Source organism: Ruegeria sp. CDSA034, assembly GCF_059612275.1.
Genome location: NZ_JBXWQH010000009.1, coordinates 110,799 through 136,144 on the forward strand (window position 1 = coordinate 110,799; position 25,346 = coordinate 136,144).

22 protein-coding genes are annotated in these 25,346 nt (G+C 56.1%); 13 read left to right on the top strand and 9 right to left on the bottom strand.

Annotated elements, in window-relative coordinates:
• The first annotated feature begins 19 nt into the window (after positions 1 to 19).
• From AC2FLJ_RS15280 to AC2FLJ_RS15295, 4 genes are read left to right on the top strand one after another with little or no spacing between them, the layout of a single operon-like run.
• The gene (locus AC2FLJ_RS15280) at positions 20 to 1,144 is read left to right on the top strand and encodes an MlaE family lipid ABC transporter permease subunit (RefSeq protein WP_496697728.1); all 1,125 of its coding nucleotides are present in this window, start codon (positions 20 to 22) and stop codon (positions 1,142 to 1,144) included.
• 1 nt (position 1,145) lies between these two features.
• The gene (locus AC2FLJ_RS15285) at positions 1,146 to 1,961 is read left to right on the top strand and encodes an ABC transporter ATP-binding protein (protein WP_282119471.1); all 816 of its coding nucleotides are present in this window, start codon (positions 1,146 to 1,148) and stop codon (positions 1,959 to 1,961) included.
• A 5-nt stretch (positions 1,962 to 1,966) separates the two neighbouring features.
• A complete protein-coding gene (locus AC2FLJ_RS15290) occupies positions 1,967 to 3,283 on the top strand; it encodes an MlaD family protein (protein ID WP_058277197.1) in 1,317 nt (438 codons plus the stop codon).
• Positions 3,280 to 3,930 (top strand): ABC-type transport auxiliary lipoprotein family protein, encoded by a 651-nt coding sequence (locus AC2FLJ_RS15295; RefSeq protein ID WP_109310978.1) that lies wholly within the window; start codon positions 3,280 to 3,282, stop codon positions 3,928 to 3,930. The genes AC2FLJ_RS15290 and AC2FLJ_RS15295 overlap by 4 nt, the downstream gene beginning before the upstream one ends.
• A gap of 43 nt (positions 3,931 to 3,973) precedes the next feature.
• On the opposite strand, the gene AC2FLJ_RS15300 is transcribed toward AC2FLJ_RS15295, so the two are convergent.
• From AC2FLJ_RS15300 to AC2FLJ_RS15310, 3 genes are all read right to left on the bottom strand, one after another.
• Positions 3,974 to 5,902, bottom strand: a complete 1,929-nt coding sequence (locus tag AC2FLJ_RS15300) for a vWA domain-containing protein (protein WP_496706580.1) — start codon at positions 5,900 to 5,902, stop codon at positions 3,974 to 3,976.
• On the bottom strand, positions 5,899 to 6,438 hold the full coding sequence (locus AC2FLJ_RS15305; protein WP_496706582.1) for an RNA polymerase sigma factor: 540 nt from the start codon (positions 6,436 to 6,438) through the stop codon (positions 5,899 to 5,901). Before AC2FLJ_RS15305 ends, AC2FLJ_RS15300 begins: the two co-directional genes overlap by 4 nt.
• A 62-nt stretch (positions 6,439 to 6,500) precedes the next feature.
• The gene (locus tag AC2FLJ_RS15310) at positions 6,501 to 8,081 is read right to left on the bottom strand and encodes an FMN-binding glutamate synthase family protein (RefSeq protein WP_496706584.1); all 1,581 of its coding nucleotides are present in this window, start codon (positions 8,079 to 8,081) and stop codon (positions 6,501 to 6,503) included.
• Between the two features lie 216 nt (positions 8,082 to 8,297).
• Between AC2FLJ_RS15310 and AC2FLJ_RS15315 the strand changes: the two genes are divergently transcribed.
• Both AC2FLJ_RS15315 and AC2FLJ_RS15320 read left to right on the top strand, forming a co-directional pair.
• Positions 8,298 to 8,705 carry a fluoride efflux transporter FluC gene (locus AC2FLJ_RS15315; RefSeq protein WP_261307899.1) on the top strand — a complete coding sequence of 136 codons (408 nt, stop codon included), beginning with the start codon at positions 8,298 to 8,300 and terminating at the stop codon, positions 8,703 to 8,705.
• A complete protein-coding gene (locus AC2FLJ_RS15320; RefSeq protein ID WP_496706586.1) occupies positions 8,702 to 9,064 on the top strand; it encodes a fluoride efflux transporter FluC in 363 nt (120 codons plus the stop codon). Before AC2FLJ_RS15315 ends, AC2FLJ_RS15320 begins: the two co-directional genes overlap by 4 nt.
• Here the strand turns inward: AC2FLJ_RS15320 and AC2FLJ_RS15325 are convergent.
• From AC2FLJ_RS15325 to AC2FLJ_RS15350, 6 genes are read right to left on the bottom strand one after another with little or no spacing between them, the layout of a single operon-like run.
• Positions 9,061 to 10,584 carry a DHA2 family efflux MFS transporter permease subunit gene (locus AC2FLJ_RS15325; RefSeq protein WP_496706588.1) on the bottom strand — a complete coding sequence of 508 codons (1,524 nt, stop codon included), beginning with the start codon at positions 10,582 to 10,584 and terminating at the stop codon, positions 9,061 to 9,063. The two genes, AC2FLJ_RS15320 and AC2FLJ_RS15325, sit on opposite strands and share 4 nt — an antisense overlap.
• Complete coding sequence (locus tag AC2FLJ_RS15330; RefSeq protein WP_496706590.1) at positions 10,581 to 11,561, bottom strand: HlyD family secretion protein; 981 nt, start codon at positions 11,559 to 11,561, stop codon at positions 10,581 to 10,583. The genes AC2FLJ_RS15325 and AC2FLJ_RS15330 overlap by 4 nt, the downstream gene beginning before the upstream one ends.
• Before the next feature lie 33 nt (positions 11,562 to 11,594).
• On the bottom strand, positions 11,595 to 11,921 hold the full coding sequence (locus AC2FLJ_RS15335) for a cytochrome o ubiquinol oxidase subunit IV (RefSeq protein ID WP_058277205.1): 327 nt from the start codon (positions 11,919 to 11,921) through the stop codon (positions 11,595 to 11,597).
• The gene (locus tag AC2FLJ_RS15340) at positions 11,914 to 12,546 is read right to left on the bottom strand and encodes a cytochrome c oxidase subunit 3 (RefSeq protein ID WP_282119480.1); all 633 of its coding nucleotides are present in this window, start codon (positions 12,544 to 12,546) and stop codon (positions 11,914 to 11,916) included. Before AC2FLJ_RS15340 ends, AC2FLJ_RS15335 begins: the two co-directional genes overlap by 8 nt.
• The gene (locus AC2FLJ_RS15345; protein WP_496697713.1) at positions 12,543 to 14,633 is read right to left on the bottom strand and encodes a cbb3-type cytochrome c oxidase subunit I; all 2,091 of its coding nucleotides are present in this window, start codon (positions 14,631 to 14,633) and stop codon (positions 12,543 to 12,545) included. Before AC2FLJ_RS15345 ends, AC2FLJ_RS15340 begins: the two co-directional genes overlap by 4 nt.
• Positions 14,630 to 15,592, bottom strand: a complete 963-nt coding sequence (locus AC2FLJ_RS15350) for a cytochrome ubiquinol oxidase subunit II (RefSeq protein WP_496697711.1) — start codon at positions 15,590 to 15,592, stop codon at positions 14,630 to 14,632. Before AC2FLJ_RS15350 ends, AC2FLJ_RS15345 begins: the two co-directional genes overlap by 4 nt.
• A gap of 199 nt (positions 15,593 to 15,791) precedes the next feature.
• Between AC2FLJ_RS15350 and AC2FLJ_RS15355 the strand changes: the two genes are divergently transcribed.
• The 7 genes from AC2FLJ_RS15355 to AC2FLJ_RS15385 all read left to right on the top strand — a co-directional run bounded on the left by AC2FLJ_RS15355 (position 15,792) and on the right by AC2FLJ_RS15385 (position 25,313).
• Complete coding sequence (locus AC2FLJ_RS15355; protein ID WP_496706593.1) at positions 15,792 to 17,015, top strand: lytic murein transglycosylase; 1,224 nt, start codon at positions 15,792 to 15,794, stop codon at positions 17,013 to 17,015.
• 404 nt (positions 17,016 to 17,419) lie between these two features.
• Positions 17,420 to 19,048 carry a peptide ABC transporter substrate-binding protein gene (locus AC2FLJ_RS15360; RefSeq protein ID WP_496706595.1) on the top strand — a complete coding sequence of 543 codons (1,629 nt, stop codon included), beginning with the start codon at positions 17,420 to 17,422 and terminating at the stop codon, positions 19,046 to 19,048.
• Positions 19,049 to 19,113: 65 nt separating this feature from the next.
• Entirely contained in the window at positions 19,114 to 20,037 is a 924-nt protein-coding gene (oppB, locus tag AC2FLJ_RS15365) for an oligopeptide ABC transporter permease OppB (RefSeq protein WP_058277210.1), read from the top strand.
• A 10-nt stretch (positions 20,038 to 20,047) separates the two neighbouring features.
• Positions 20,048 to 20,977: an ABC transporter permease subunit gene (locus AC2FLJ_RS15370; protein ID WP_496706597.1), complete on the top strand. Its 930-nt coding sequence runs from the start codon at positions 20,048 to 20,050 to the stop codon at positions 20,975 to 20,977.
• Between the two features lies 1 nt (position 20,978).
• Complete coding sequence (locus AC2FLJ_RS15375) at positions 20,979 to 22,784, top strand: ABC transporter ATP-binding protein (protein ID WP_282119485.1); 1,806 nt, start codon at positions 20,979 to 20,981, stop codon at positions 22,782 to 22,784.
• 311 nt (positions 22,785 to 23,095) lie between these two features.
• Positions 23,096 to 23,989, top strand: a complete 894-nt coding sequence (galU, locus tag AC2FLJ_RS15380; RefSeq protein ID WP_282169450.1) for a UTP--glucose-1-phosphate uridylyltransferase GalU — start codon at positions 23,096 to 23,098, stop codon at positions 23,987 to 23,989.
• 247 nt (positions 23,990 to 24,236) lie between these two features.
• Positions 24,237 to 25,313, top strand: coding sequence for a DUF2793 domain-containing protein (locus AC2FLJ_RS15385; protein WP_496706600.1), 1,077 nt, complete (start codon positions 24,237 to 24,239; stop codon positions 25,311 to 25,313).
• Positions 25,314 to 25,346: the final 33 nt, after the last annotated feature.

The following is a 25,346-nucleotide window of genomic DNA, read 5'->3' on the forward strand; positions in this document are numbered from 1 at the left end:
TTTGCCATCACATACGCTCATGACGCAGCCAGTGATACAGTCGGACCGTGACGCCAACGGCGTTTACCTGCGGGTTTCGGGTGATCTGGTGACTCAATCCCTGGACATGGTCGAAAAGGCGTTTGAAGGGTTTCGAGCAGACGGTAACGAACTAACTGTCGATCTTTCGAAGGTCGGGGCACTGGATACCGGTGGCGCATGGCTGATTGCCGATGTTGCGCGGCGCGCAAAGGCAAGTGGCGCAAACGTTCATTATGAAGGGTTAAAGCCCGCCCATTCCGCGCTTTTGGAAACCGTGGCGGAAAACATTCCCGACGACCCCGGTGTGGCAACTGAAAAGCGCAGTTTTACCGACTGGGTCGCAAGTGTCGGGGAACGCACCGCCCAGGCCGGAAAAGGCATGCTATCCCTGCTGGGCTTCCTGGGTCTGACGCTGCATCGTCTTGTCCGTACAATTCTAATGCCGCGCCGTCTGCGCAAAGCGGCCTTGGTCTCGCAAATGGAAGAGACCGGCCTCAAGGCCATCCCGATCGTTGCCCTTATGGGGTTCCTGATCGGCGTCGTACTGGCCTTTCAGGGCGCGACCCAGCTAAAGCAGTTCGGCGCCGAGATTTTCGTGGTCGAACTGATTTCGATCTCAGTTTTGCGTGAGCTCGGCATTTTGCTGACAGCGATCATCGTTGCTGGGCGTTCAGGCTCGGCTTTTACCGCCTCGATTGGCTCGATGAAGGTTCAGGAAGAGATCGACGCAATGCGCACATTGGGTTTGGACCCAATCGAGGTGTTGGTGATCCCACGTGTTGTTGCCCTGTTGATCATGCTGCCGATCCTTGGCTTCATCGCCGACCTTGCCGCCCTGATCGGCGGCGGATTGATGAGTTGGATCGACCTTGGGGTCAGCCCTGGCATGTTCGTCACGCGCCTGAAAGAAAACACAGGTATTTGGCAATTCGCCATCGGCATGATCAAGGCCCCCTTCTTCGCCTTGGTCATCGGCGTTATTGCTTGCTGGCAGGCAATGCAGGTCAAGGGGTCTGCCCAATCCGTCGGGCAACGAACCACGGCTTCGGTTGTGCAATCCATCTTTCTGGTGATCGCTTTGGATGCTTTGTTCTCGATCTTCTTTTCGGTGATGGAGGTCTGAGATGGACGGCACGACGCTGGAACAGACATCTAATACCGGCGCTCAGCGCGAAGCGGTGATCCGCGTTCGCAATCTTACAAACCAGTTCGGACCTCAAGTTGTACATCAGAACCTGAATCTGGATGTGTGGCGTGGTGAAGTTCTGGGGATCGTCGGCGGATCGGGAACTGGCAAATCGGTTCTGCTGCGCACGATTGTGGGCCTGAACAGACCCGCGGCGGGCAGCATTGAGGTGCTGGGTGTCGACGTATTGAATGGCCCGGAACAGGAACGCCGCCGGATTGAGCGTCGCTGGGGCGTTGCCTTTCAGGATGGAGCATTGTTTTCCTCGCTGACGGTCTTGCAGAACGTGATGGCCCCACTGCGCGAACATACAGGGCTGAGCGAAAACCTGATGTGCGCGCTTGGTAACCTGAAGATCAGCCTTGTCGGATTGCCGCAACTAAGTTGCGGCAAGTTACCCTCTGAATTGTCCGGTGGGATGCGCAAACGCGCCGCCCTTGCCCGTGCCTTGGCTTTGGACCCCGAGATCGTATTTCTGGACGAGCCAACCGCCGGTCTCGACCCAATCGGCGCGGCTGCGTATGACGAGTTGATCGGTGAATTGCAGCATGCTTTAGGCTTGACCGTCTTTATGGTCACACATGACCTCGATAGTCTTTATGCCATTTGCGATAGGGTCGCAGTGCTCGCAGAAAAACGGGTTCTGGTTGAAGGTCCGATTGAAGAAATGACCAAAGTCGACCATCCTTGGGTTCAAGAGTATTTCACCGGCCCCCGGGCCCGCGCGGCGCAAGAGAAGGGGCAGGACAGGTAAAGGCTATGGAAACCCGGGCAAACTATATCCTGATTGGCGCGTTCACAATCGCGGGCATCCTTGGTGCCTTTGGGTTTTTCCTATGGCTCGCGAAATTCGAGGTGTCGCGCCAATACGCATATTACGACGTTCTGTTCGAAAACGTATCGGGCCTCTCCTCCGCTGGCGGCGTAAGCTTCAACGGCTTGCCCGTTGGTCAGGTGATTTCGTTGAACCTGGACGAGGACGATCCGTCAAAGGTGCGCGTTAAGCTTGAAGTAGATGCCGACATACCCGTCACTGAAGATACCATCGCGCAGCTACAATCTCTGGGCGTAACTGGCGTCAGTTATGTTGAGCTGACGGGTGGCAAAAGCGGCGACAAACCCTTGCCGGAAAACAGCGTAATCAAAAGCAAGCGCAGCGCGATTCAATCCTTGTTCGAAGGTGCCCCGAAAGTTTTGGATGAGGCGGTTACCCTGCTAGAGAGTCTGAATTCGGTCGTTGACGACAAGAACCGCCAATCCGTCAGCAAAATTTTGGACAATCTGGCTTCTGCATCCGGCCGGTTGGACAAAACGCTGACAGATTTCGAAAGTTTGTCCACCGACCTTGGCGGCGCAGCCAAGCAACTGGGCAACTTTACAACGCGGCTTGATAAATTGGCCGACACAGCCGAAACCACTCTGACGACAGGGACAGACACACTCAAAAGCGTAAAAACTGCATCCGAGTCCGCGACAGAAACACTGAACAGCGCCAAGACTACAATCGAAACCGCCGATCGCATAATACAGGACGACGTGAAACCATTTATCGATCGGGCCTCAACATTGGCAGAACGCCTGACCGGCCTGTCCGACGAAGGCAGCGTTGCCTTGGCGACCGCGACCGAGACCTTTGTGAATGCAAACAAAACACTGGGGTCGATCACGGCAGCGATGGATACAGCAAACACCACATTGGCTTCTGCGGAACGCGCTTTTGACTCGGCCAATGAGGTCATCAACAAAGACGTCGGCGCAGTCATGGACGATATCCGCAATGCGGCCAATCAGGTCGCCTCAACAGTGTCTAATGTCACAAGCAAGTTGGACGAAATTTCGGCCGATATCCTCAATGCATCGCGATCGGCGTCCGAATTGCTGGGCACCATCGACGGCATCGTTCAGGACAACCGACGGCAATTGTCCGACTTCCTCCGCGTCGGCCTGCCGCAATTCACACGTTTCGTAGAAGAGTCGCAACGATTGGTAATCAGCCTGGATCGGCTGGTGGACAAGGTCGAACGTGACCCGGCACGCTTCTTACTGGGAACCCAAGCTTCGGAGTTTCGCCAATGATCAGGCTGTTTCTTTTGGTTCTGGCGTTGGGGTCGCTGGGCGCGTGCACCGGGTTGGGCACGCTGAGGCAGGCATCCAAGCCAAACGACCTGTATCTTTTGACGCCGAAAAGCACCTTTTCGTCTTCGTTGCCGCGCGTCCAAAAACAAATCGTTGTACAGGAACCGACAGCAACGGCGGCGGTCAATACCGATCAGATCGCTATTCAGCCGACCCCATTGCAGGTGCAATACCTACCGCGCGCCAGATGGGTCGACCGTGCACCGCTTATCGTACAGGCGCTGTTGGTCGAAAGCTATGAAAACAGTGGCAAGGTGGCCGCTGTTGGTCGCTCAACCGTGGGCCTGCGCGCCGATTATGTCATCGTTCCGGACCTACGCGAATTTCAGGGGTTCGTCGTCAGCGATGTTGAGGGGACAAAAACCATCCGCGTCGAAGTGCGCATGAACATTAAGATCATTGATGAATTCGAAGACAAGATCATCGCGTCTAGTTCATTTCGGGAAGTTGTTGCCTCTGCCAGCGATGCGACGCCTGACCTTGTGAAAGCCTTTGACGATGCTTTGGGCAGGACCATGCGCGACGCCGTAGAGTGGAGCGTGCGCCGGATCAACACACATGCGGCCAACAACCAAAGATCGTATTGACGGGACACGGGCGCTGCCCAACGCAGCGCCCCATTGCCCGCTGTTACCGTGACAACGTTTGCGCAAGCCGCATGAGCGTGGCAGCTTCGGCCCTGTACCCAAAGGGATCTTCACCGCGGGCTGCGTTTGCCAATCCGATCGCATCGTCGTAGGACCAGTTCCCCAGATATTCTGCACCGCGCAATAACTGCCCGAACCCGGCGATGGCATAGGAAAAGCGGACATCGTCTGAAACCTCGTCCTGCGTCGCCGCAATGGGCTGTTCGATCAACCGGCTCTGGTCGGACCCCGGCGTTTTATAACGCAGTTTGAAAAACCCGATCTCATCCGAACCGTCACGTACCACTTGGGCATTATAACGCAACGGATCGTTCAGGATCGCGTCTGAACCAACAGGCGTGACCTCGTAAATCGCCGTAACCGAGTGGCCTGCGCCGATATCGCCGGCGTCCACTTTGTCATTGGTGAAATCTTCCCGACGCAACGCGCGCGTCTCGTATCCGATAAGGCGATATTCGGCGATTTGTGACGGGTTGAACTCAACCTGGATTTTGACGTCGTTTGCGATTGGGAACAATGCGCCCGTCAACTGGTCGACCAGGACTTTTTGCGCCTCGCTCAGCGTGTCGATATACGCGGCCTGTCCGTTTCCGTTCTGGGCAAGTGCCTGCATCGTGGCATCGTCCAAATTACCCCGGCCAAAACCCAAAACACTCAGGAACGTACCGCTGTCACGTTTATTTGCTATGAAGTCTTTCAGCGCATCAGGATCAGACAAGCCAACATTGAAGTCGCCATCCGTTGCCAAGATAACGCGCGTGACCTCACCGTCGGCGCTCATGCTTTCGGCTACCTGATATGCCTGTTGCAACCCGGCCTGACCTGCGGTCGAACCGCCTGCCTCCAACTGGTCGAGCGCGCCGAGGATTTTGTCACGTTCCACGGCCGCGGTGGGTTCCAGAACCTGCCCCGCGCTTCCGGCATAGGTCACGATCGAGACCTCGTCCTCATCTCGCAACTCTGACAGCATTAAACGGAACGATTGTTTTAACAGAGGTAGTTTGTTGGCATCATGCATCGATCCCGACGTATCGATCAGAAAGACCAGATTAAGCGGCGGTCGGTCCTCAATCTGCGGCAATGCCCCTTGGATACCGACATGCACAAGCTGAGTACCCTCATTCCAAGGCGTCGGTGTTACTGTGATCGTCGGCCGGAACGGCGCGTCCCCTTCTGGTGCGGGATACGAGTAAGGAAAATAATTTACCATCTCTTCGACACGGACGGCATCCTTGGGTGGAAGCTGACCGCGCATAAGAGAGGACCGGACGATCGAATATGAGGCCGTATCAACGTCAATTGAAAAGGTGGAAACAGGCTCTTCACTGGTGACTTTCAGAGGATTGGCTTCAGCGTTTGAAAACGCCTCGGTATCCGGGAAGGGCAGAATTCCCACCTCTGGTTCAACCATCATATGAGTGGCATCGCCCGAAGTGATGCCAAGTCGCGCAGTGTTTTCAGCAACCAAGCCCGAAACGCCTTGCTGACGGGCGGCCGCTTTGGATCGCACGGGCGCGGCATACTCTTCAACTACGACCGGGGCCTCAACGACGAGATCTTCCAATGCGGCAGAATCTGCTTCGGGTGCGGGCGCAGGGCTTTCACTGCGCGATAGGGGCTGCACAACGATGTCGCGGGACTGCGGCACGAACATGATCAGCGCAACAGCGGCAATTGCGGTTGTGGCGGTCAGGGCGCCGCGATGGGACAAGGCATTCAACATGGATTTCGCTCCTTCTGTCATGCGGGCCATTGGGCCTCGCTTAACAGTCGGACGCACAGCAGCATGCGATCCTTGGTTGTGTGCAAATTTTTTCTGAGCCAATTTCAAGTTTTTCGCCCGCCGTTCGGCATCTGGTGCCGGCGTCGCGACATCCATCAAGGCTTTGAAATCATCAAGATCATCGGTCATTGTGCCAATTCCTCTTGTCGCAGGGCGCGCAGACGTTTGCGAATGTCGGACATGCGCCAGGACACGGTGCCTTCGGACACGCCCAGAACTGCAGCAGCTTCGGCGTGTGTCATTTCATCCTCTAATGTCAGGGCCAGAGTATCTTGCAATTCGGGTGGCAGAGACCGCATGGCGCGCTGCAACCAATCCAATGCTTGGGCCGTCTCGGTCGCTTCTGCCCGTCGCAATTGCTCCACATCACCCCACCCTGCGGCAGCGCGACTGTGACTTGCCTGGCGACGCCGGGCGTCCTCGGCCGCGTTGACGACAACGCGATAAAGCCAGGTCGTGAACTTGGCCTGCGCCCGAAAGCCCGCAATTTTGGTGGGCAGCGCCGCACAGATATCCTGTGTGAGATCCTCAGCCTGATCAGCCCGTCCGGTCAGACGAAAAGCCAGACGAAAGACCCGGTCGTAATGGCGCTGCAACAGGGTCGCAAACGCGTCAACGTCCCCGTCCGCAGCGGCCCTGGCCAAGTCTTCATCCGATGTTTTCATACGCATCACACTGAGTATGACGGATCAAAATCGTCAATCCTTGGCGAAATAGCCAAAAAAAATTAAAAGCGGTCCGCCGACGCGAGTTTCCAATTGGCCGCGTAGTCGGACGGTATTGCGTCTGTCAACAAAACGCCTTCGTCGATAAGGGTATAGAGTTCGGCATAAGACCGTTCCCGCTCGTCTGCCGTGCGGCGGCGGATATCTATCGGGTGAAGGTCTGACACTTTGTCTTTGCCCATAGCGCCCAAAAGTTCGCGGAAGCTTTCCAATGTCGCATCGTGAAAGCGGTGCACGCGCTGGCGTTTTTGTGGAACATTGACCGCCCTGCCCCGTATCGGGTCCTGAGTGGCAACGCCGGACGGGCAGCGGTTCGTATTGCAATGCAGCGCCTGAATGCATCCTACGGCAAACATCATCGCGCGCGCCGCGTTGCACATATCTGCCCCCAGCGCGAATTTTTCGACCATATCGTAGCCGGTGGCTACCTTACCCGAACAGATGATCCGGATTTTGTCGCGCAAACCGACGCCACGTAGGCAGTTGTTTACGAAAATCAGCGCCTCGTTCAGCGGCATGCCCAACCGGTTGGTGAATTCGACCGGGGCAGCACCGGTACCGCCTTCGGCACCGTCAATGGTGATGAAATCCGGCAGGATTCCTGTTTCCAGCATCGCCTTGCAAATCGCCATAAACTCGGACGGTCTACCAATACACAGCTTGAACCCGATTGGTTTGCCGCCAGACATTTCCCGCAGATGCTGCACAAAATGCATCAGACCGGTTGGACCTTCAAAAGCAGAGTGAGTGGGCGGAGATATCACGTCCTGATGTTCCGGCACGCCGCGAATTTCGGCAATTTCCTGATCCACTTTTGCGGCAGGCAGCACCCCGCCATGCGAAGGTTTGGCCCCCTGCGACAGCTTGATTTCAATCGCTTTGACAACGTCCTTTTTTGCCTTTTCGGCAAACAGGTCCTTGTCAAAACCACCCTCGGGCGTGCGGCAGCCGAAATAGCCTGTTCCGATCTGCCAAATGATGTCGCCACCCTCGGCCAGATGGTGCGGGGACAGGCCGCCCTCACCCGTGTTATGCGCAAATCCGCCGTCCTTGGCGCCGCCGTTCAGTGCCCGGATCGCATTGGCGCTGAGCGCCCCAAAGCTCATGGCGGAGACGTTCAGCCGCGACGCACTGTATGGCTGCGTGCATTGCGGGCCACCCAGCATGATCCGTTCTTCGCTTTCATCCACATGCTTGGGCGCAAGCGAGTGGTTAGCACGATGATATCCGACTGACAGGACGTCGTATTGCGTACCAAACGCCTGCGTATCCACCTGTCCTTTGGCCCGCGAGTAGACAAGTGATCGTACGATCCTATTGAAAGGGCGGCCGCTTTCGTTGGTTTCCACAAAATACTGCCGGATTTCCGGGCTGACGAACTCCAGCATATACCGGAAATGCCCCAGGACCGGATAGTTGTTCAGCACGTTGTGTTTGGTCGTCAGCATGTCGTAAAGGCCGATCACGGCATATGGAATGAGCACCACCAGCAACCAATGGGCGGGCGGCCAAAAAAAACCCCACAACAGGGTCAGCGGCAGACACACATATGCAATGAAGTAATAGAGTCTGCGTACAATCATTCGTGCTCTCCCAGGGTCGCGTGCTTGCCAGCCTGCTGCAGCAGGCGAGGTGTTCGCCAAACGTGGGGCAAATCGCTGTTAGATTGCAAGCGATTGTGCCCGCCTTCACGCAAACGGGCGAAGATGTGAAATGTAGTCCGGACATTGGTCACGGTTGATCCGGGCAACGCCAGCTATTATGCCCGAGGAAACGGGATAGGGGCAGGACGGCAGGCTGTGACACAAAAACGAACGCATGTTCGGACCACGGCATTGATGTTCGGAGCCGTGTTCATTGGTGGCGCAGTTGGGTCGCTGCTGCGCGAGTTGTTCTCGGTGAGCATACCGCATGCCGGATTTCTGACGCAGACCTTTGGCATCAATATTGTGGCCTGCTTCATACTGGGATGGCTGTATTCGGTGCGAAACCGCGTCCATGCCCATGTGCTGCATCTTGGCGCTGTCGGCTTTTGTGGTGGCCTGTCGACCTTTTCCTCTTTTGTTTCCGAATTGGAGCGGTTGGCATTGTCTAACATCTGGGTTGCGGCTTCGGCCGCCGCGTTGGAAATCGCGGCGGGACTGGCAGCCGCCATTCTGGGTGAGGCTATCGGAAGGCGCTTTCATCCGCCGAGGGCGACTGAATGAGCGAATTGTTCCTGCACGCGATGTTCGGGTTAGGCGGTGGTTTAGGGGCTGTTTTGCGCCACTGGATCGCTCTGCGAATTGTTCATGACCTGCCGTTTTCGACCCTGATTGTAAACGTTCTGGGTAGTCTGCTGCTGGGGTTGTGGATCGGCTATCTTGGCGGATCAATAGAGATGGGCGAAGAACAAAAACGCCTGGTCTTTGGTTTTTGCGGCGGCTTCACGACGTTTTCCAGCTTTGCCTATCAGTCGCTGGAACTTAGACGCGAACGGACCGTGGCGCTGTCGGCGGGCAATATATTGCTCAGCCTGGGTCTTTGCTGGGCGGCGCTGGCATTTGGCTTTTTCCTGATGCGTTAATGTGCAGGCACTGACGCCTGCGTTCCAGGTTTAGGTGCTTTGCAAAAGAACAGCAGCGGAATGGTCGCCAAGGCCAAAAGCCCTAGATTGTTGAAGACGGTCAGATATGAAATCAGTTCAGCCTGCTGAGCAATTTCCTGTCCCAGAATAGCTGCCCCCTGCGCACTGTCTGGCGTCAGGTTCAGTGGCGCAAGATAGGCTTGGGCGGCGGGGTTATAGGGCGTCACGTTTTGGCTGAGAACTGCCGTGTTTGTTTGAAGACCCCGAACAACCCAAGTTCCGACCAAGGAAATTCCGACTGATGATCCAAGCTGACGGGTCACATTGAACAGGCCGGATGCCTCGTCCTGCCGCGACTTGGAGATGCTTTCAAACGCCAATATCGACATTGGTACAAACACGAGGCCCATCCCCAGACCGCTTACCGCCCCTGGCCAGGCAAGCTCCCAAAATCCAGCATCCATGTTGAGCGCCCCCATCATGAAATTGCTGACAGCCGTCAAAAGCATACCCAGCCCGGCCAGAACACGCGGATCGAAACGCGTAACCAGAACAGCGCCGGTCAGGACCATCGACAGCCCGGCGGCGACCCCTCGCGGGATAAAAAGATGGCCCGATGTGATGACTGGATAGTCCAGCAAGTTCTGAACGAAAGTCGGCAGGATCGCGATACCTCCGAACAGGGAAATGGCAAATCCGGCGATAACCAGATTGCACAGCGCGAAATTGCGATCCGCGAAAAACCGCAAATCGACAACCGGCTTTTCCGTGGTCAGCACATGGATGATAAACCCAACCGCGCCCAAAACCGAAGCGATGAGGGCAACCTGAATGACCCGTGATGACAACCAGTCCTTGGTCTCTCCCTGATCCAGAACAAATTGCAGGCAGCCTATGCCAATGGCCAGAAGAGCAAGGCCTTTCCAATCGATGCGAACCTCTTCGGTTTCGTCATCCGGCAACTCTCCGGCCAACAAAAGCAACGCCATCGCGGCTACCGGCAGGTTCACGAAAAACACCATTCGCCAAGAGAAATACTCGGTCAGGATCGCCCCAACTGTGGGCCCCAACACCGGTGCTACGACGACTCCCAAACCGAAGACCGCCATCGCCTGCCCACGTTTTTCACGGGGATAGGCGTCGAAGAGAATGGATTGGGACAACGGGATCAGAAACGCCCCGAACATGCCTTGGGCCAGGCGAAAGGCTACAATGGTTTCAAGGCTCCAGGACAGGCCACACATGACCGACATCGTCGCGAACCCGGTCACAGCGGTCAGGATCAGACGTCGACGGCCGACACGGCGGGCTACAAAGCCCGTCAGTGGCATGACCACAACGGCCGACACAATATAACTGGTCAGTATCCACGTGGCCTGATCGGTTGTTGCGCCGAACGCCGCCTGAATATGGGGCAGCGCGACATTGACGATTGTACTGTCGAGCACCTCAAGAACAGCGCTGAGGACAACAGCAACCACAATCACCGGATTGATGTGGCCTGCTGCCGGGGATGTCATTTTTGGGCCTGCAGTGTGGTATCCACGGTCACCTTGCTACTGCCACCCACGCGCAATGGGGCATCCGTAGGATCAAGTTCAACCCGCACCGGAAAGCGCCGCGTGACCTTGACCCAATTGCCGCTGGCATTTTCGGACGGCAGAAGCGAGAACGTATCCCCCGACCCCCGTCCGATTGACGCAACTTTGCCCGTCAGGGTGACGCCCGGCATCATGTCGATCTTAACCGTGACCTGCTGACCCGGACGAATTCGTGGCAGAGAAGTCTCTTTGAAATTGGCGTCTACCCACCAATCAGACGACTCGACGATGGAAAACTGCGGCGCGTTAGCTGAAACCGACGATCCAGGCCTTAGGGTCAGGTTGGCGATCCACCCATCTGCCGATGCGAAAATCTTGGTCCAATTCTGATTGGCCTGCGCAATTTCCAATTGAGCTTGCGATGACAGAATATCATCCTGTTTGGCCGCCAGACCGCTTTGCAAGGCCAAAAGGGCGGATTGGCTTGTGGTAAGCTGCGCCGCGGCGCGCGCAAATTCCGAACTGGTCTGATCCAGGGACGCCTGCGCCAGATCACCGTCTGAAAACAGCGCCTTAGCACGTTCCAGATTACTCTGAGCCGTATTGTAGGCCGACTGCGTGCTGTCGACCACCGCTTGTGCGGCCGCGATTTGTGTACTGTAAGACTGCGCCTGCTGCACCGCGCTGTCGAGGTTGGCCTTGGCTTGATCAACCGAAGCTTTGAATTGCGTATCGTCGATCGTGAACAGCAAGTCCCCGGTTTTGACCGGCTGGTTCTCAATCACAAGCACTTCGGCAACCTGACCGGTGACCTGTGGCGCCACGTAGATGATGTTCGCCCCCACATAGGCGTCATCGGTCGAAGGGTATCGTTCCTGATGGCGCCAGTACAACAGCAGCCCGATGGCAATTGCGCCCAAGATGACCACCGCGCCAACGACCTTAACAGATTTCATGAACCAGCCCCCTTCATTTGGCTTGGCCGAACGTCACATTGGAAACGTGTGCATCCGAACCGCCAGATTACCCATGATCCAAACAGTTCCAAGAATGATGATCAGCAGCACCATCGTGGAAAACAGGATAAGGTCCAGATCTTCGCGGCTGCTGCGACGTCGATCGATGTGCAGGAAATAAACCAGCTGTACGATCAGCTGAGCCAATCCGAGCAGGCTGATTGCAAGGTAAACGCCCTTTGTCTCAATGCCGAAACGGTAAGCGATTCCAAATACTGCAAAGGTCAACAATAACGACCCACCATAACCGATTACATAGCGACGACGCTCGCGGCGATGCATTTCGCTGCGCTTATCCATAGGTCAGCCCTCCGAAATAAACGATAGTGATGATGCCAATCCAGATCAGGTCCAGAAAGTGCCAGAACAGCGCCAGCCGTACCACGCGAGACATCAGCAAATCGGTAAGGCCAAAAATTCGTAGCTGAATACCCAGCACGATCAACCAAATGCACCCGGCCGTGACGTGCAGACCGTGCAAAGGCACCAACCCATAGTATGCTGACAAAAACCCACTGCGCTGTGGGATACCCCCCTTTTCGGCCATCGACATGAAGTCGCGCATTTCCAGAACCAAGAAACTGAGACCAAGAACCAGTGTCACGAAGAACCAGAATACGATCCGCCACCGCGGAAGGTTGTATTTGAGCGCAAGCATCGCCAGACCCACTGTAAGACTGCTGGTCAAAAGGATCAGCGTCTGGGCAAAGATGCTTTTCAGGTCGAACAATTCGTGCGGCCCGGGTCCGCCTGCCTGTGCGTCGATCATTGTGATGTAGATCGCGAACATCAGCCCGAAATAGACTAGGTCGCTCATCAAAAAGACCCAGAACCCGAAGGTAACGACTTCGCTTGCCTTGTCGGCACTTGCGTGCCGCCGTCCAAGGTTCAGGCCGGGATAGCTGTGGGTGGGCGCGCGTTTCATGTCACGGCCTCCAGATCAGGGCGGGCCAATCCGCGATTTTCCGGGGCAGTTTCGTGATCACGGTCAACGGGCGTAGAATTGTGAACCAGATCCAACCAGGCTTCGTGCTGCTTACGCACGTCGTCTGCCGGAATGACCCGCTCTGTTTCGGCCTTGAACGTCCATGCGATAAAGGTCGCGAGCATAAAGATTGTCATCAGCGCCGCCAGCCACCAGATCCACCAGACCAGCGCAAACATCCAAACCCCGCTGAGTACGCAGAGACTGAACCCAATTCCAGTGTTCAGCGGAACCGAGATATCCTCATAGGCATCAGGCGACGGATACGCGTTTCCACGCTCTTTCGCGGCAGCAAAATCGTCACGATCGGTCACGTGGGGGATGATGGCAAAATTGTAGGAAGGCGGCGGGGCCGGGATCGACCATTCCAACGTATGCGCATCCCACGGATCACCGACCGGAACGCGTGCCTTTTCCCGATCACGGATACTAACCCACAGTTGTACGATCACCGACAGCAAAGCCGCCAATATGATCAGCGCGCCGACGACGGCGACGATCATGTACGGGTGGAAGCTCGGGTCCTGCCAACTGAATGACCTGCGTGGCATTCCCATCAGACCGACGAAATACAGCGGCAGGAATGTCAGCATGAACCCGACGGTCCACAACGCAACCGAGACGCGGCCCCAGAATTCGTTCAGGCGGAACCCGAAAGCTTTGGGGAACCAATAGTTGTATCCGGCAAGCAATCCGAACAGCACACCCGGCAACAGGACATTGTGGAAGTGGGCGACAAGAAATAGCGTGTTGTGGACCTGATAGTCCACTGTTGGGTTGGCAAGGATCACACCGGAAAGCCCGCCGATGACAAATAGCATCAAGAAAGATAACCCGTAGAGCATCGGCACCGAAAACCGGATGCGCCCGCGGAACAGGGTAGCCATCCAGTCATAGACCTTCACGCCGGTCGGGATAGCGATCAGCATTGTCGCGATGCCAAACACGGCATTGATCAGCGCGCTTTGACCCATGGTGAAGAAGTGGTGCAGCCAGACAGTGAATGACAACACCGCAATCGACATGGTGGCGATAACCAGCGAGTTGTAGCCATACAGGCGCTTGGCCGAGAATGTTGCGAAGACCTCAGAGTAGATACCGTAGGCCGGCAGAACCAGCAAATAGACTTCGGGATGACCAAACAGCCAGAACATATTGGCATAGTTCATCATGTTGCCGCCAAGGTCGTTGGTGAAAAAATGAAAGTCCAGATACCGGTCCGCTGCCAGCATCAGGGCGGCAACGCCCAGAGGCGGCATGGCAAAGACAATCAGGATCGAGCTACAGATAATTGTCCAGCAATACATCGGTAGCCGCATGAATTTCATGCCAGGTGCGCGCAACTTATAGATCGTGACAGCAAAATTGATGCCCGTCAGTGTTGTTCCGACACCAGAGACGACGATCGCCCAGATCCAGTAGTCCGGACCGACACCGGGGTTGAACGCCGCACCGGTATATGGCGGATATGCCGTCCAGCCGCCGGTCGAAAACTCGCCCACCACCAACGATACCATCAGCATCATTCCGGCTGAGACGGTCAGACCAAGGCTGATCTGATTCATCACGGGAAAGGCCACATCGCGCGCACCGATCATCAGCGGGATCAGGAAATTCGCCAGACCAAACACAAACGGAACGGCGACAAAGAAGATCATGATCGTGCCATGGGTACTAAAAAGCTCGGCGAAATGCTCGGCCTCAAGAAATCCATCGCCCGGACCGGCCGCCTGCTGCGCCCGCATTACCACGCCTTCCAAAACGCCGCGCGCAAGCATGACGATTGCAAAGACGATGTACATGATGCCGATCTTCTTGTGATCCGCACTGGTTAACCAATCGCGCCACAATAGTCCCCAAAGGCGAAACCACGTTAATGATCCAACGACGACGATGACACCGACGATCACTATCGCAGCGGCAGTGTTGGCGACAATCTCGTTCGTGTTGGGATTCTGAATAAGCCCTGTAATCGGAAACGCGTCCCAATTCAGGCGGCCGAAGAAGCCAGAACCATTGGTGGTCATTGCTGCGCCTCCTGCCCGAATTCTACCGTCCCTGGCTGCTGGTCGGCGGTCAGAGCATTGTTGCCGTGATACCGATGCACAATTGAATGAAACAGGTTGCTGTCCTCCAGCGTGAAATACAACGCGTTATCTGGCATTTGCGCGGTTCCCAACGCGGCTTGCACCTCGTCCCGGTCCGTCCGCATGGCCAAAATGCGATAGGTCTCGTCATTCAGCGCAATGCCGTTACTGCGCACCTTGTCGACCCATTCGTTGAATTCCTCGACGGACATGGCAACGGTTTGGAACTTCTGTTTGGTGAACCCGCGCCCGTTATACTGGGTGTTTTCGCCCTGCATTGTTGCAGCCACATCCGACACAACATGCAATTCCGTAGTCATACCGGGCATTGCATAAATCTGGCCTGCCAAAGCAGGGATCATGAAGGACTGCATCACAGTATCGGTCGTCAGTGTCATTGCGACCTGCTGTTTGACGGGGATGCCAAGCTCTCCGACGCTGGCGATGCCAAGATCGGGGTAGATGAACAACCATTTCCAATCCAATCCGACGACCTGAACGTTCAGCGCGGGCATTTCGCCAAAGCGATCCGAATATGGGTCCAATCGGTGGGTCGCCTTCCACAGATAGAAAGATAGCAGCACGACAATCAGAACCGGCACGCCCCACATAACGAACTCCAACGGACCGGAGAAATCCCACTTGGGCCGGTACATGGCTCCGCCTTCTTTGCGCCGCCGATACCGAAAGGCAATCAGCGGCACCAGAACAAGAACCGGAACAACCGCCAACAGGATCAGGACAGTTGCGCGGAAAAGATGCACTTTTTGGACAGCGGCAATCGGACCTTGTGGGTCCATGAAACTGTCACTTGCACCGGCAGCTTGCGCCGTAGCAGAGAGAGCCGCAGCGACAATCACAACCTGCATCGCCTTTGGTGACATTCGGAATAGGGCCACGCCTGATTGTCCTCCTAAAGCAATCTCTCGCGCCAACTATCGGCAGACAAATGAAATTTCTCAAGGCTTTTTCCCAAATAGGTCGGTGCTCGGCCGCCGACCCTGATCAACGGTGGAAATAGGCGCAGACAAAACCACGGGAAAACCGCTGTTGACTTGCGGCTTTGACCAAGCCAGACCTTAAGCGATGCGATGGATCATGTTCGTCCTGGGTCTTTGGTGCCTGTCCACAAGTGCAACCGCGCAAGATCGTGCTGCGGTTGAAAGACAATTCCAGTCTTGGCTGCAAGACACCATCTGGCCAAAGGCCAGAGCCAAGGGTGTTTCCAGGCGCACGATGCAACAGGCCTTTGACGGTGTGACGCTGAACTGGAAATTGCCGGATCTGGTGCCTCCGGGGCAACCGATCAAAACCCCGAAATGGCAAAAACAGGCTGAATTTGGCTCCCCGGGTCGATACTTCAACGCGGGCTCCGTTCAGGGCGCGACATCCGTCGGGCGGCAGATGGCCCGGCGACACGCCGCAACCTTGGCGCGCGTCGAGGCCGAAACAGGCGTGCCCGCCCGCATCATTCTGGCCATCTGGGGTCGTGAGAGCGGCTATGGGCAAGTTCCCATTCGACACGACACCTTCCAGGTGCTGGGCACCAAAGGGTTCATGAGTACCCGCGCTGACTATTTTACCAAAGAGCTGATCGCGGCGCTGCAAATCGCCGAAGCGGGCGATGCACCGCCGGGCACAATGAAAAGCAGCTGGGCGGGCGCTTTGGGCCAACCGCAATTCATGCCCTCCAATTTCCTGACCTATGCGGCCGACGGGAACGCGGACGGGAAAGCTGACATTTGGACCTCAGCCGAAGATACAATTGCCTCTATCGGGAACTATCTGGCGCAGCATAGCTGGAGGGCCGGGCGCGATTGGGGGTTCGAAGTCGTTGTTCCTGACACCATATCCTGCGCGCTGGAAGGTCCTGACCAAGGCAGACCCATTCGGGACTGGGCCGCAATGGGAATTGCGCGCGTGTCAGGCAAGCCGTTTCCAAAACATGAACTGGCCGGAGATGGGTATTTGATGATGCCCGCCGGGCGGAACGGCCCTGCCTTTGTCGTCACGCCGAACTTCTATGTCCTCAAGGAATACAACAAAAGCGATCTGTATGCCTTGTTCGTTGGACACGTCGGAGACCGCATTCAATATGGCGTTGGCAATTTTTCTGGTCGCTGGGGCAAGATCGACGCCATGTACCGATCCGATATCGCTGCCATGCAGCGCACACTGGAACAACAAGGGCACGACGTCGGAGGGGCGGATGGCCTACCCGGGTTCAAAACCCGTCGTTCGATCGGACGCTGGCAAGAATCGATCGGCCAAGCTCCTACCTGCTTTCCTGATGCGGGAATGAAGGCCAGCCTGAAACAGTAGCGATTCGCCCTGATCCAGATACCCCTCAGCTGTTTGACCCGACGGAAACAACCAAACGAAAATCGGCACCCTTCACGAAAATGTCACGAAGCCTCCGAGTTTCAACATAAAATTTCCACTGCACCCCCGTTTCCATTCACATTCCACCTCTGGTTGCCCAATTTTAAGGCAAAGGCTTTAACCTTTTTTGAAATAATGCCACGTTCGACATCAGTGAAAGGCGACTTTTGCAAACACGTTCCCGACTGCAAACCGAAAGACTGCGACGCGGTGTTCATTGCGATCTGAAAAAGCAAAATTCGAACCAGTCCCGGTCTCTTTCTGGGTCGGACAAACATGGTGGCCCTTAGCCATCCTGAAAGGATGCGCGTGGGTCGCCGAAAAAAAAACGGGAGTTGAAACACATGAACAAGTATATTCGTACATCTCTTGCGGGGCTGTTGACCTCGACCATGATCACCGGGGCTGCTTTTGCCGCCGGAACCCATCCGACTACCGGCGAAGCGTTGGCGGATGACCAGACCTTTACCTACCGTATTCTGGACGAACACAGCTCGGTCGATCCTCAAGTTGTTGAGGATGTTTCCGGCGCCGAGATCGTGCGTGACCTGTTCGAAGGCCTGATGAACCAGGACGAAGACGGCAATCTGGTCCCCGGTGTTGCCACCGGTTACACCACCAACGACTCCAAAGACGTTTACACCTTTTCCCTGCGCGACGATGCGAAGTGGTCGAATGGTGATCCGGTAACCGCCAGCGATTTTGTTTTCGCCTGGAAACGTGCCGTCGATCCCGCCCTGTCCTCGCCCTATGCATGGTTCATGGAACTGATGTCGATCGAGAACGCATCTGAAATCATCGCAGGTGACAAGTCGGTTGACGACTTGGGCGTTAAAGCCATCGACGACCACACGCTTGAAGTGACGCTCAGCGCACCGCTGCCGTACTTCCCGCAAATGACCACGCATTCGACCACTTTCCCTGCCCCGCAGAAAGTTATCGAAGAGTTTGGCGACGCCTGGACCAAGCCTGAAAACATCGTATCGAACGGTGCATACGTCCTGACCGAGCATCTGCCGCAGGAACGTTCGGTTCGTGAGCGGAACGAAAACTACTGGGATAACGACAACACGATCATCGAAAAAGTCGTGGCACTGGTCATCAACGACGAAAACGTCGCGCTGACCCGTTACCTGGCAGGTGAGCTGGACCGCACAGAAGTTCCCGCAGGTCAGTTCCCACGCTTGCAAAAAGAGCACCCGGAAGAAGCAATCAGCTTCCCGCGCCTGTGTAACTATTATTACACGTTCAACCTGTCCGATGGTGGCCCCGAAGCCTTCAAGGACCCGAACGTCCGTCAGGCGCTGTCCCTGGCAGTTGATCGTAAGATCATCACTGAGAACATAATGGCAGGTGGGCAGCCGCAGGCTTATACCTTTGCCCCGGCAGCAACCGCTGGCTTTGACGTTCCAGACGTAGAAATGGCGTCCATGTCGCAGGCCGAGCGCGACGAACTGGCCAAGGAACTGCTAGCCGCAGCTGGTTATGGTCCCGACAACCCACTGAGCTTTGAGATGGTTTACAACACCTCGGAAGCGCACAAAAAAGTTGCCGTGGCCCTGAGCCAGATGTGGAAGCAAAAGCTGGGCGTCAATGCCGAGCTGGCCAACATGGAATGGAAGATCTTCCTGGAAGAGCGTGGCAACCAGAACTTCGATATGGCACGCGGAGCATGGTGTGGCGACTATAACGAAGCCTCGACCTTCCTCGATCTGCTACAGTCGGATTCCGGCTATAACGACGGCAAGTACAACAACGCCCGCGTTGATGAACTGCTGTCCGAAGCCAAAACCTCTGACGATGCCGCACCTCTGTACACCGAGGTCGAGCGTATCATCGCGCAAGAGACGCCCGTTATCCCGATCTATCACTATGCTGGCGTCTACATGATGGACAGCGATGTCGGTAACTGGCCGGTCAAAAACGTAGAGCAGAACTGGTATTCCAAGAACCTCTACAAAACCGCCGAATAATCTTCCTTAGACCAAGCTTTGCCCCGGAGTTCTTTCCGGGGCAAAGCCAATAATGGGGGCATGAAATGCTTGCCTATATCGTCCGGCGATTGCTGATCGCCGTCCCAACGATCCTTTTGCTGATCGTTGCAAGTTTCTTTCTGATGCACTTCGCGCCAGGTGGGCCCTTCACCTCGGAACGGCCACTGCCGCCCGCTGTGCTGGCCAATATCGAGGCGCGGTACGGATTGGACCAGCCGCTGTGGAAACAGCTTTGGGATTATCTGTACAACATCGTCGTGCATTTTGATTTCGGCCCGTCCTTCAAATTCAAGGACAGGGACGTGAACGACATCATCGCGCAGGGTTTCCCGATCTCGCTGACCTACGGTTCGCTGTCCTTCCTGGTGGCAACAACCGTCGGAGTCGCGCTTGGGATTGCCGCTGCGATCAAGCACAACAGCTGGATCGACTACTTCGCTGTTGGTCTGGGCATCGCGGCACAGGCGCTGCCGAACTTCATCATGGGCCCGATCCTGATCCTGACCTTCACTCTGTGGCTCGGATGGCTGCCGGGCGGCGGCTGGAATGGCGGCCAGTGGCCGTATCTGATCATGCCGGTTATCGCGCTTGCCACCTCGTATATGGGATCCATTGCGCGGATCACGCGATCATCGATGCTGGAAGTTCTGAACTCGAACTTCATCCGCACGGCCCGCGCCAAGGGTTTGCCAACCAGAACCGTGATCTGGCGCCATGCGCTGAAACCAACATTGCTGCCAGTGGTGTCCTATCTGGGCCCGGTTTTCGTCTACGTACTGACCGGTTCTGTCTTTGTAGACATCTATTTCTCTACCGGCGGATTGGGGCAAGCCTATGTGGGGTCCGCGCTGTCGCGTGACTACGCGGTGCTGTTGGGGGTCACGATCCTTTATGGCGTCCTGACCGTTCTGGTGAACCTGCTGACCGACCTGGCCTATGCCTGGTTCGATCCGAAAATCCGTTACTGAGGGGCTGGCAATGCTTGGTAAATCACAAAAAGCCGCCCACTTGGCCGAAGACATCACAGATTACACGGTCATTCAGGGGCGATCACTTTGGCAGGACGCACGGATGCGTTTTGTTCGCAACAAGGCGGCCATGGCAAGCCTGTTCATTCTGGTAATGATCGTGTTGTTCACAATCATTGGTCCTTACTTTGCCGTATGGAGCAACGAGGAAATCGACTGGAATGTCATGGGCGATGTTCGCGGCATGGGAATGCCGTCCGCAGAGACCGGACATTTCTTCGGTGTCGACGATCTGGGTCGTGATCTGTACAGCCGTGTCATTCAGGCGACGACAACGTCATTGCTTGTGGGTCTGATCGGTGCCGCGACGGCCCTGATCGTTGGGACCTGCTACGGTATTGCCGCGGGCTATATCGGAGGCCGCACTGATGGCGTGATGATGCGCTTCGTCGATATCTTGCTGGCCATTCCGGCGACGCTGGTCATCATCCTATTGCTGGTTGTCGCGGGTCGGTCGTTCGTTATGCTGTTCATCGCACTTGGTGCGGTTGGTTGGCTGACGATGGCACGAATTGTCCGGGGGCAAACCCTGACCCTGAAGAACCGAGAGTTTATCGAGGCCGCACGTGCGGCTGGGGTCAGCGAATTCACCATCATGTATCGCCATATCCTGCCCAACCTTCTTGGCGTGGTGATTGTGTATGCTTCGCTTCTGGTGCCAGAAATGATCCTGACCGAAAGTTTCATCTCGTTCCTCGGCCTTGGGATTTCCGAACCCTATACCTCTCTGGGTCGATTGATCGCCGAAGGGGCCGGGACGATGGGCTATGGCACGCTGTGGCAGTTGTTGTTCCCACTGACATTCTACGTCGCAATCATCATCACCATGTTCTTCATAGGTGATGGCTTGCGCGACGCTCTGGATCCGAAGGATCGCTGATATGAGCCTGTTTTCCGTAAAAGACCTGAGCGTCCAGTTCAACACCGCCGACGGCGTTGTAGAGGCCGTCAAAGGCATCAGTTTTGACATCAATCCAGGCGAATGCCTGGGCATCGTGGGCGAAAGTGGGTCCGGCAAAAGCCAGACATTCATGGCCGCGATGGGCCTGCTGCCACCTGCCGGGCAGGCAACCGGTTCCGCCATGCTGAACGGTCAGGAAATTCTGAACCTGCCGGTCAACAAGCTGAACCAGATCCGTGGCGACGATGTCGGCATGATCTTTCAGGATCCCCTGACCGCCCTGACCCCGCACCTGCGGATTGGTCAGCAGATGCGCGAAGTTCTGCAGGTTCACGAGGGGCTGCAAGGATCGGCTGCTCGGGCGCGCTGTCTTGAATGGCTCGAACGTGTGCGCATCCCTGAGGCTAAACGGCGTCTGGATCAGTATCCACATGAGCTGTCGGGCGGCATGCGCCAGCGGGTCATGATTGCAATGTCCATGTTGTGTAATCCAAAGCTGTTGATCGCGGATGAACCGACAACGGCGCTGGATGTGACCGTTCAGGCAGACATTCTGGACCTGATGGTACGCCTGCAAAAGGACGAAGGCACCGCGATTGCGCTGATTACCCATGACATGGGTGTCGTGGCCCGAATGTGCGATCGCGTTCAGGTCATGCGGCTGGGTCAATTCGTTGAGGCCGGCGAGACGCGTGAAATCTTCCGGGCGCCCAAACACGACTACACCAAGACTTTGCTGGCCGCGATGCCCCGCATCGACGCCGGTGACGCACCCAAGGCGCTGGAAAAAGTCGATGAGCCGCTGCTGAAAGTCGACGACGTCAAAGTGCACTTCCCAATCCACGTCTCGGGCGGTTTGTTCGGGCACAAAGTACCTTTGAAAGCCGTCGATGGTGTCAGTTTTGACATCCGCAAGGGCGAAACATTGGGAGTCGTGGGCGAGTCTGGTTGCGGAAAGTCCACTTTGGCACGGGCCGTCCTGCAGTTGATCGAACCCAGTGCGGGAAATGTCAGTTGGCTGGGTCATCCCATTGTTGGACTTAGGAGGTCCGAGTTGAACAAGTACCGCAAGGACTTGCAAATCGTGTTCCAGGACCCGCTGGCCAGCCTCGATCCGCGGATGACCATCTCGGCCTCAATTGCGGAACCGCTGAAGACCTATCGCCCTGACCTGACTGAGCGGGAGCGCAAGAAGCTGGTCGCCGAAATGATGGAACGGGTCGGCCTGAAGGCCAACATGATCAACCGCTATCCGCACGAGCTTTCGGGCGGTCAGAACCAGCGCGTCGGCATTGCACGGGCGATGATCAACAAACCCAAGCTGATCATCTGCGACGAAGCAGTGTCCGCGCTGGACGTGTCAATTCAGGCGCAGATCGTGGAATTGCTGCGCGAGTTGCAGCAGGAGTTCGGTCTGTCGATGATCTTCATCAGTCACGACCTGTCGGTTGTACGAGCGGTATCTAACCGGATCATGGTGCTGTATCTGGGCCGGATCGTGGAACTGGGCGACGGAGAAGTGATCTGTTCTGATCCGATCCACCCCTACACCAAATCGCTGATCTCGGCCGTGCCAATTCCGGACCCGGACGTGGAGCGCAGCCGCACGCGCCTGAAACTGCCGGGCGAACTGCCCTCACCGATGGATCCGAAAGCCGCGTTGCGTTTCCTCCCAAGTCGTTTGGCGGCCGGTGAGAATGACTATGTTCCTCTGTTGAGTGAAGTGAAGCCTAATCATTTTGTGGCCGAGCACGACCCGCTCGAGGCGATCATGGCAAAGGCATAAACCCGCCTGCTCCGAAGCAATTCACAGCCTTCGGGGCAGGTTCGTTTTTTGGGTGTTTCAGCGACTCAGTTTGTCTCCACATTGCATCCAATATGCACATTTTCATCCATTTTAACCCTAAACTGGCAACCTCTAAGGCTATGTCATAGCCAGCATGTGCAGAGCATTTTGACTTCCGATTTCAACGGTGGCACGATCTCTCCAAGTTGACCGACTTTGCCTAATTGCGTTGATTGTTCTAATCGCGCGCAATATGAGGTGGCGTCGACAAAACACTTTCATACGGACAAGACTTTTTGCTGAGAGGTAGCATGGCACGTAAGGTCACAAAGGCGGTTTTTCCGGTTGCGGGTCTTGGTACTCGCTTTCTGCCCGCGACAAAATCGGTACCTAAGGAAATTATGACCCTGGTCGATCGCCCGCTGGTTCAATACGCAATCGACGAAGCTCGGGCGGCCGGGATTACCGAATTCATTTTTGTAACGTCCCGCGGAAAGTCAGCGCTTGAGGACTATTTTGACCACAACCAAATCCTTGAACAAACGCTTAAGGAAAAAGGCAAAGACGACCTGTTGGAAACGCTAAATGCGACCAACATGGAAAGCGGGGCTATCGCCTATATCCGGCAACACAAAGCTTTGGGTTTGGGTCACGCCGTGTGGTGCGCACGCCGCCTGATTGGAGACGAACCATTTGCGGTCATGCTGCCCGACGACGTCATCGCAGGGGAAAAGCCCTGCTTGCAGCAGATGATAGAAGCCTATGAGGAAACTGGCGGCAATATGGTTGCCACCATGGAAGTTCCCCCGGAAAAGACAAGCTCTTACGGCGTTTTGGATGTGGGCGATAACATCGGAACAGCGGTGCGCGCGCGCGGCATGGTCGAGAAACCGAAACCCGAGGAAGCACCGTCCAATCTGGCAGTAATCGGTCGTTACATTCTGCGCCCATCGGTTCTGTACAACCTTAATCAGAACAAGCTGGGCAGTGGCGGCGAGATTCAACTGACGGACGCAATCGCCGAAGACATCAGAAACGGTGTCCCGGTTTTCGGATACAAATTCGACGGCCAGCGGTTTGACTGCGGGTCCAAAGCGGGTTTCCTGCAGGCAACAGTCGCGTTTGCGCTGGCGCGCGATGACCTTCGAGAGGATTTGCAAAAATACCTGCACGACGTTGTCGCCACGGGTCAGGCAGCCCAGTAACCAGGGATTGTGGCCTCGAAAACGAGGTAAACGGTATCGAATTAAGGGCAAACTGCAAGCATTGCAGTTTGCCTTTTTCTTTCGGTGTAGTTCAAAAGCCCTGGGGTGATTGGACAGCCCATCGCTCAGGCAAAATATTGGCACGGCATTAACCGAGCGTTCGTATCGGTCAGGCGGGATTCATGTGAGGCGCGGCAGTCTGGCGCGCAACGCAATTGTCGATCCGACAACCAACGGAGAATGCCCTTTGTCCCAAAATTCGCCCAGATTGAACCTGCCATTGCTGCAACCGTCGCAAGCGCAAAAGCACGTCACACATAATGAAGCCCTGAGACGCCTTGATCTGGTCGTCCAGCTTTGCATTGAGTCTACTAATGCCTCGACGCCGCCCACAGTTCCGGCGCAGGGTGAGCTTTATGCCCTTGGGTCGACGCCCTCCGGCGATTGGTCGGATCATGCGGGAGAACTTGCAGCTTGGTTAGACAATGGCTGGCATTTCATAACGCCCAAATCGGGCTGGCGCGCGTGGGACCAGGAGAATAACCGTCTGACAATTTGGGACGGGTCGGCATGGGTCGAACCCCCGACCACGACGCAGAACCTGCCAGGCGTCGGAATTGCCACCGGGCACGACACGACCAATCGTCTGTCAGTGCGCGCGCCGGCAACCTTGCTAAGCCACGAGGGTGCCGGGCATCAACTGAAGATTAACAAGGCAAATGCGGGTGAAACCGCATCCCTTTTGTTTCAATCCAACTGGACCGGACATGCGGAAATGGGTCTGTCCGGTAGCACAGGCTTTTCCATCAAGGTCTCGCCGGATGGGAACAATTGGTCCGAAGCGTTGAGCTTTGATCCAACGTCCGGGGTGGCCTCTGGCACGGCCGTGCAAAACAGCGCGGAAGACACAACTGCGGGCCGCTTGATGCGGGCTGACTATGGCTATGGGCCCGGAAATCTTTTGGGGGCGGTCACGCAAAGCGGCGGAACCCCAACCGGCGCTGTGATTGAACGAGGAGCCACACCGAGTGGTGATTTCGTCCGGTTTGCTGATGGTACCCAGATTTGCACCGCTTCACTGGATGCAACGACCTGCACAAACACCGAAGGTGCACTGTATGCGAGCTCGTCTGCAACATGGGTTTTCCCGGCTGCCTTTGCTACTGGCACCAACACGGCAATCAGCGGCAGTGGGGGCGCGATCAACAGGTTCATGGGCTTTGATGAACCGTCCGAAACTCAGGTCGTGTACAAAGTTCTTTCGTCTGTTTCTGACGCGACGGCTTTACCTCCAACGGCCATAGCAATTGGCCGCTGGTTCTGATCCGCCAGACTGCCCGGATCTGTGTCCGGGCGG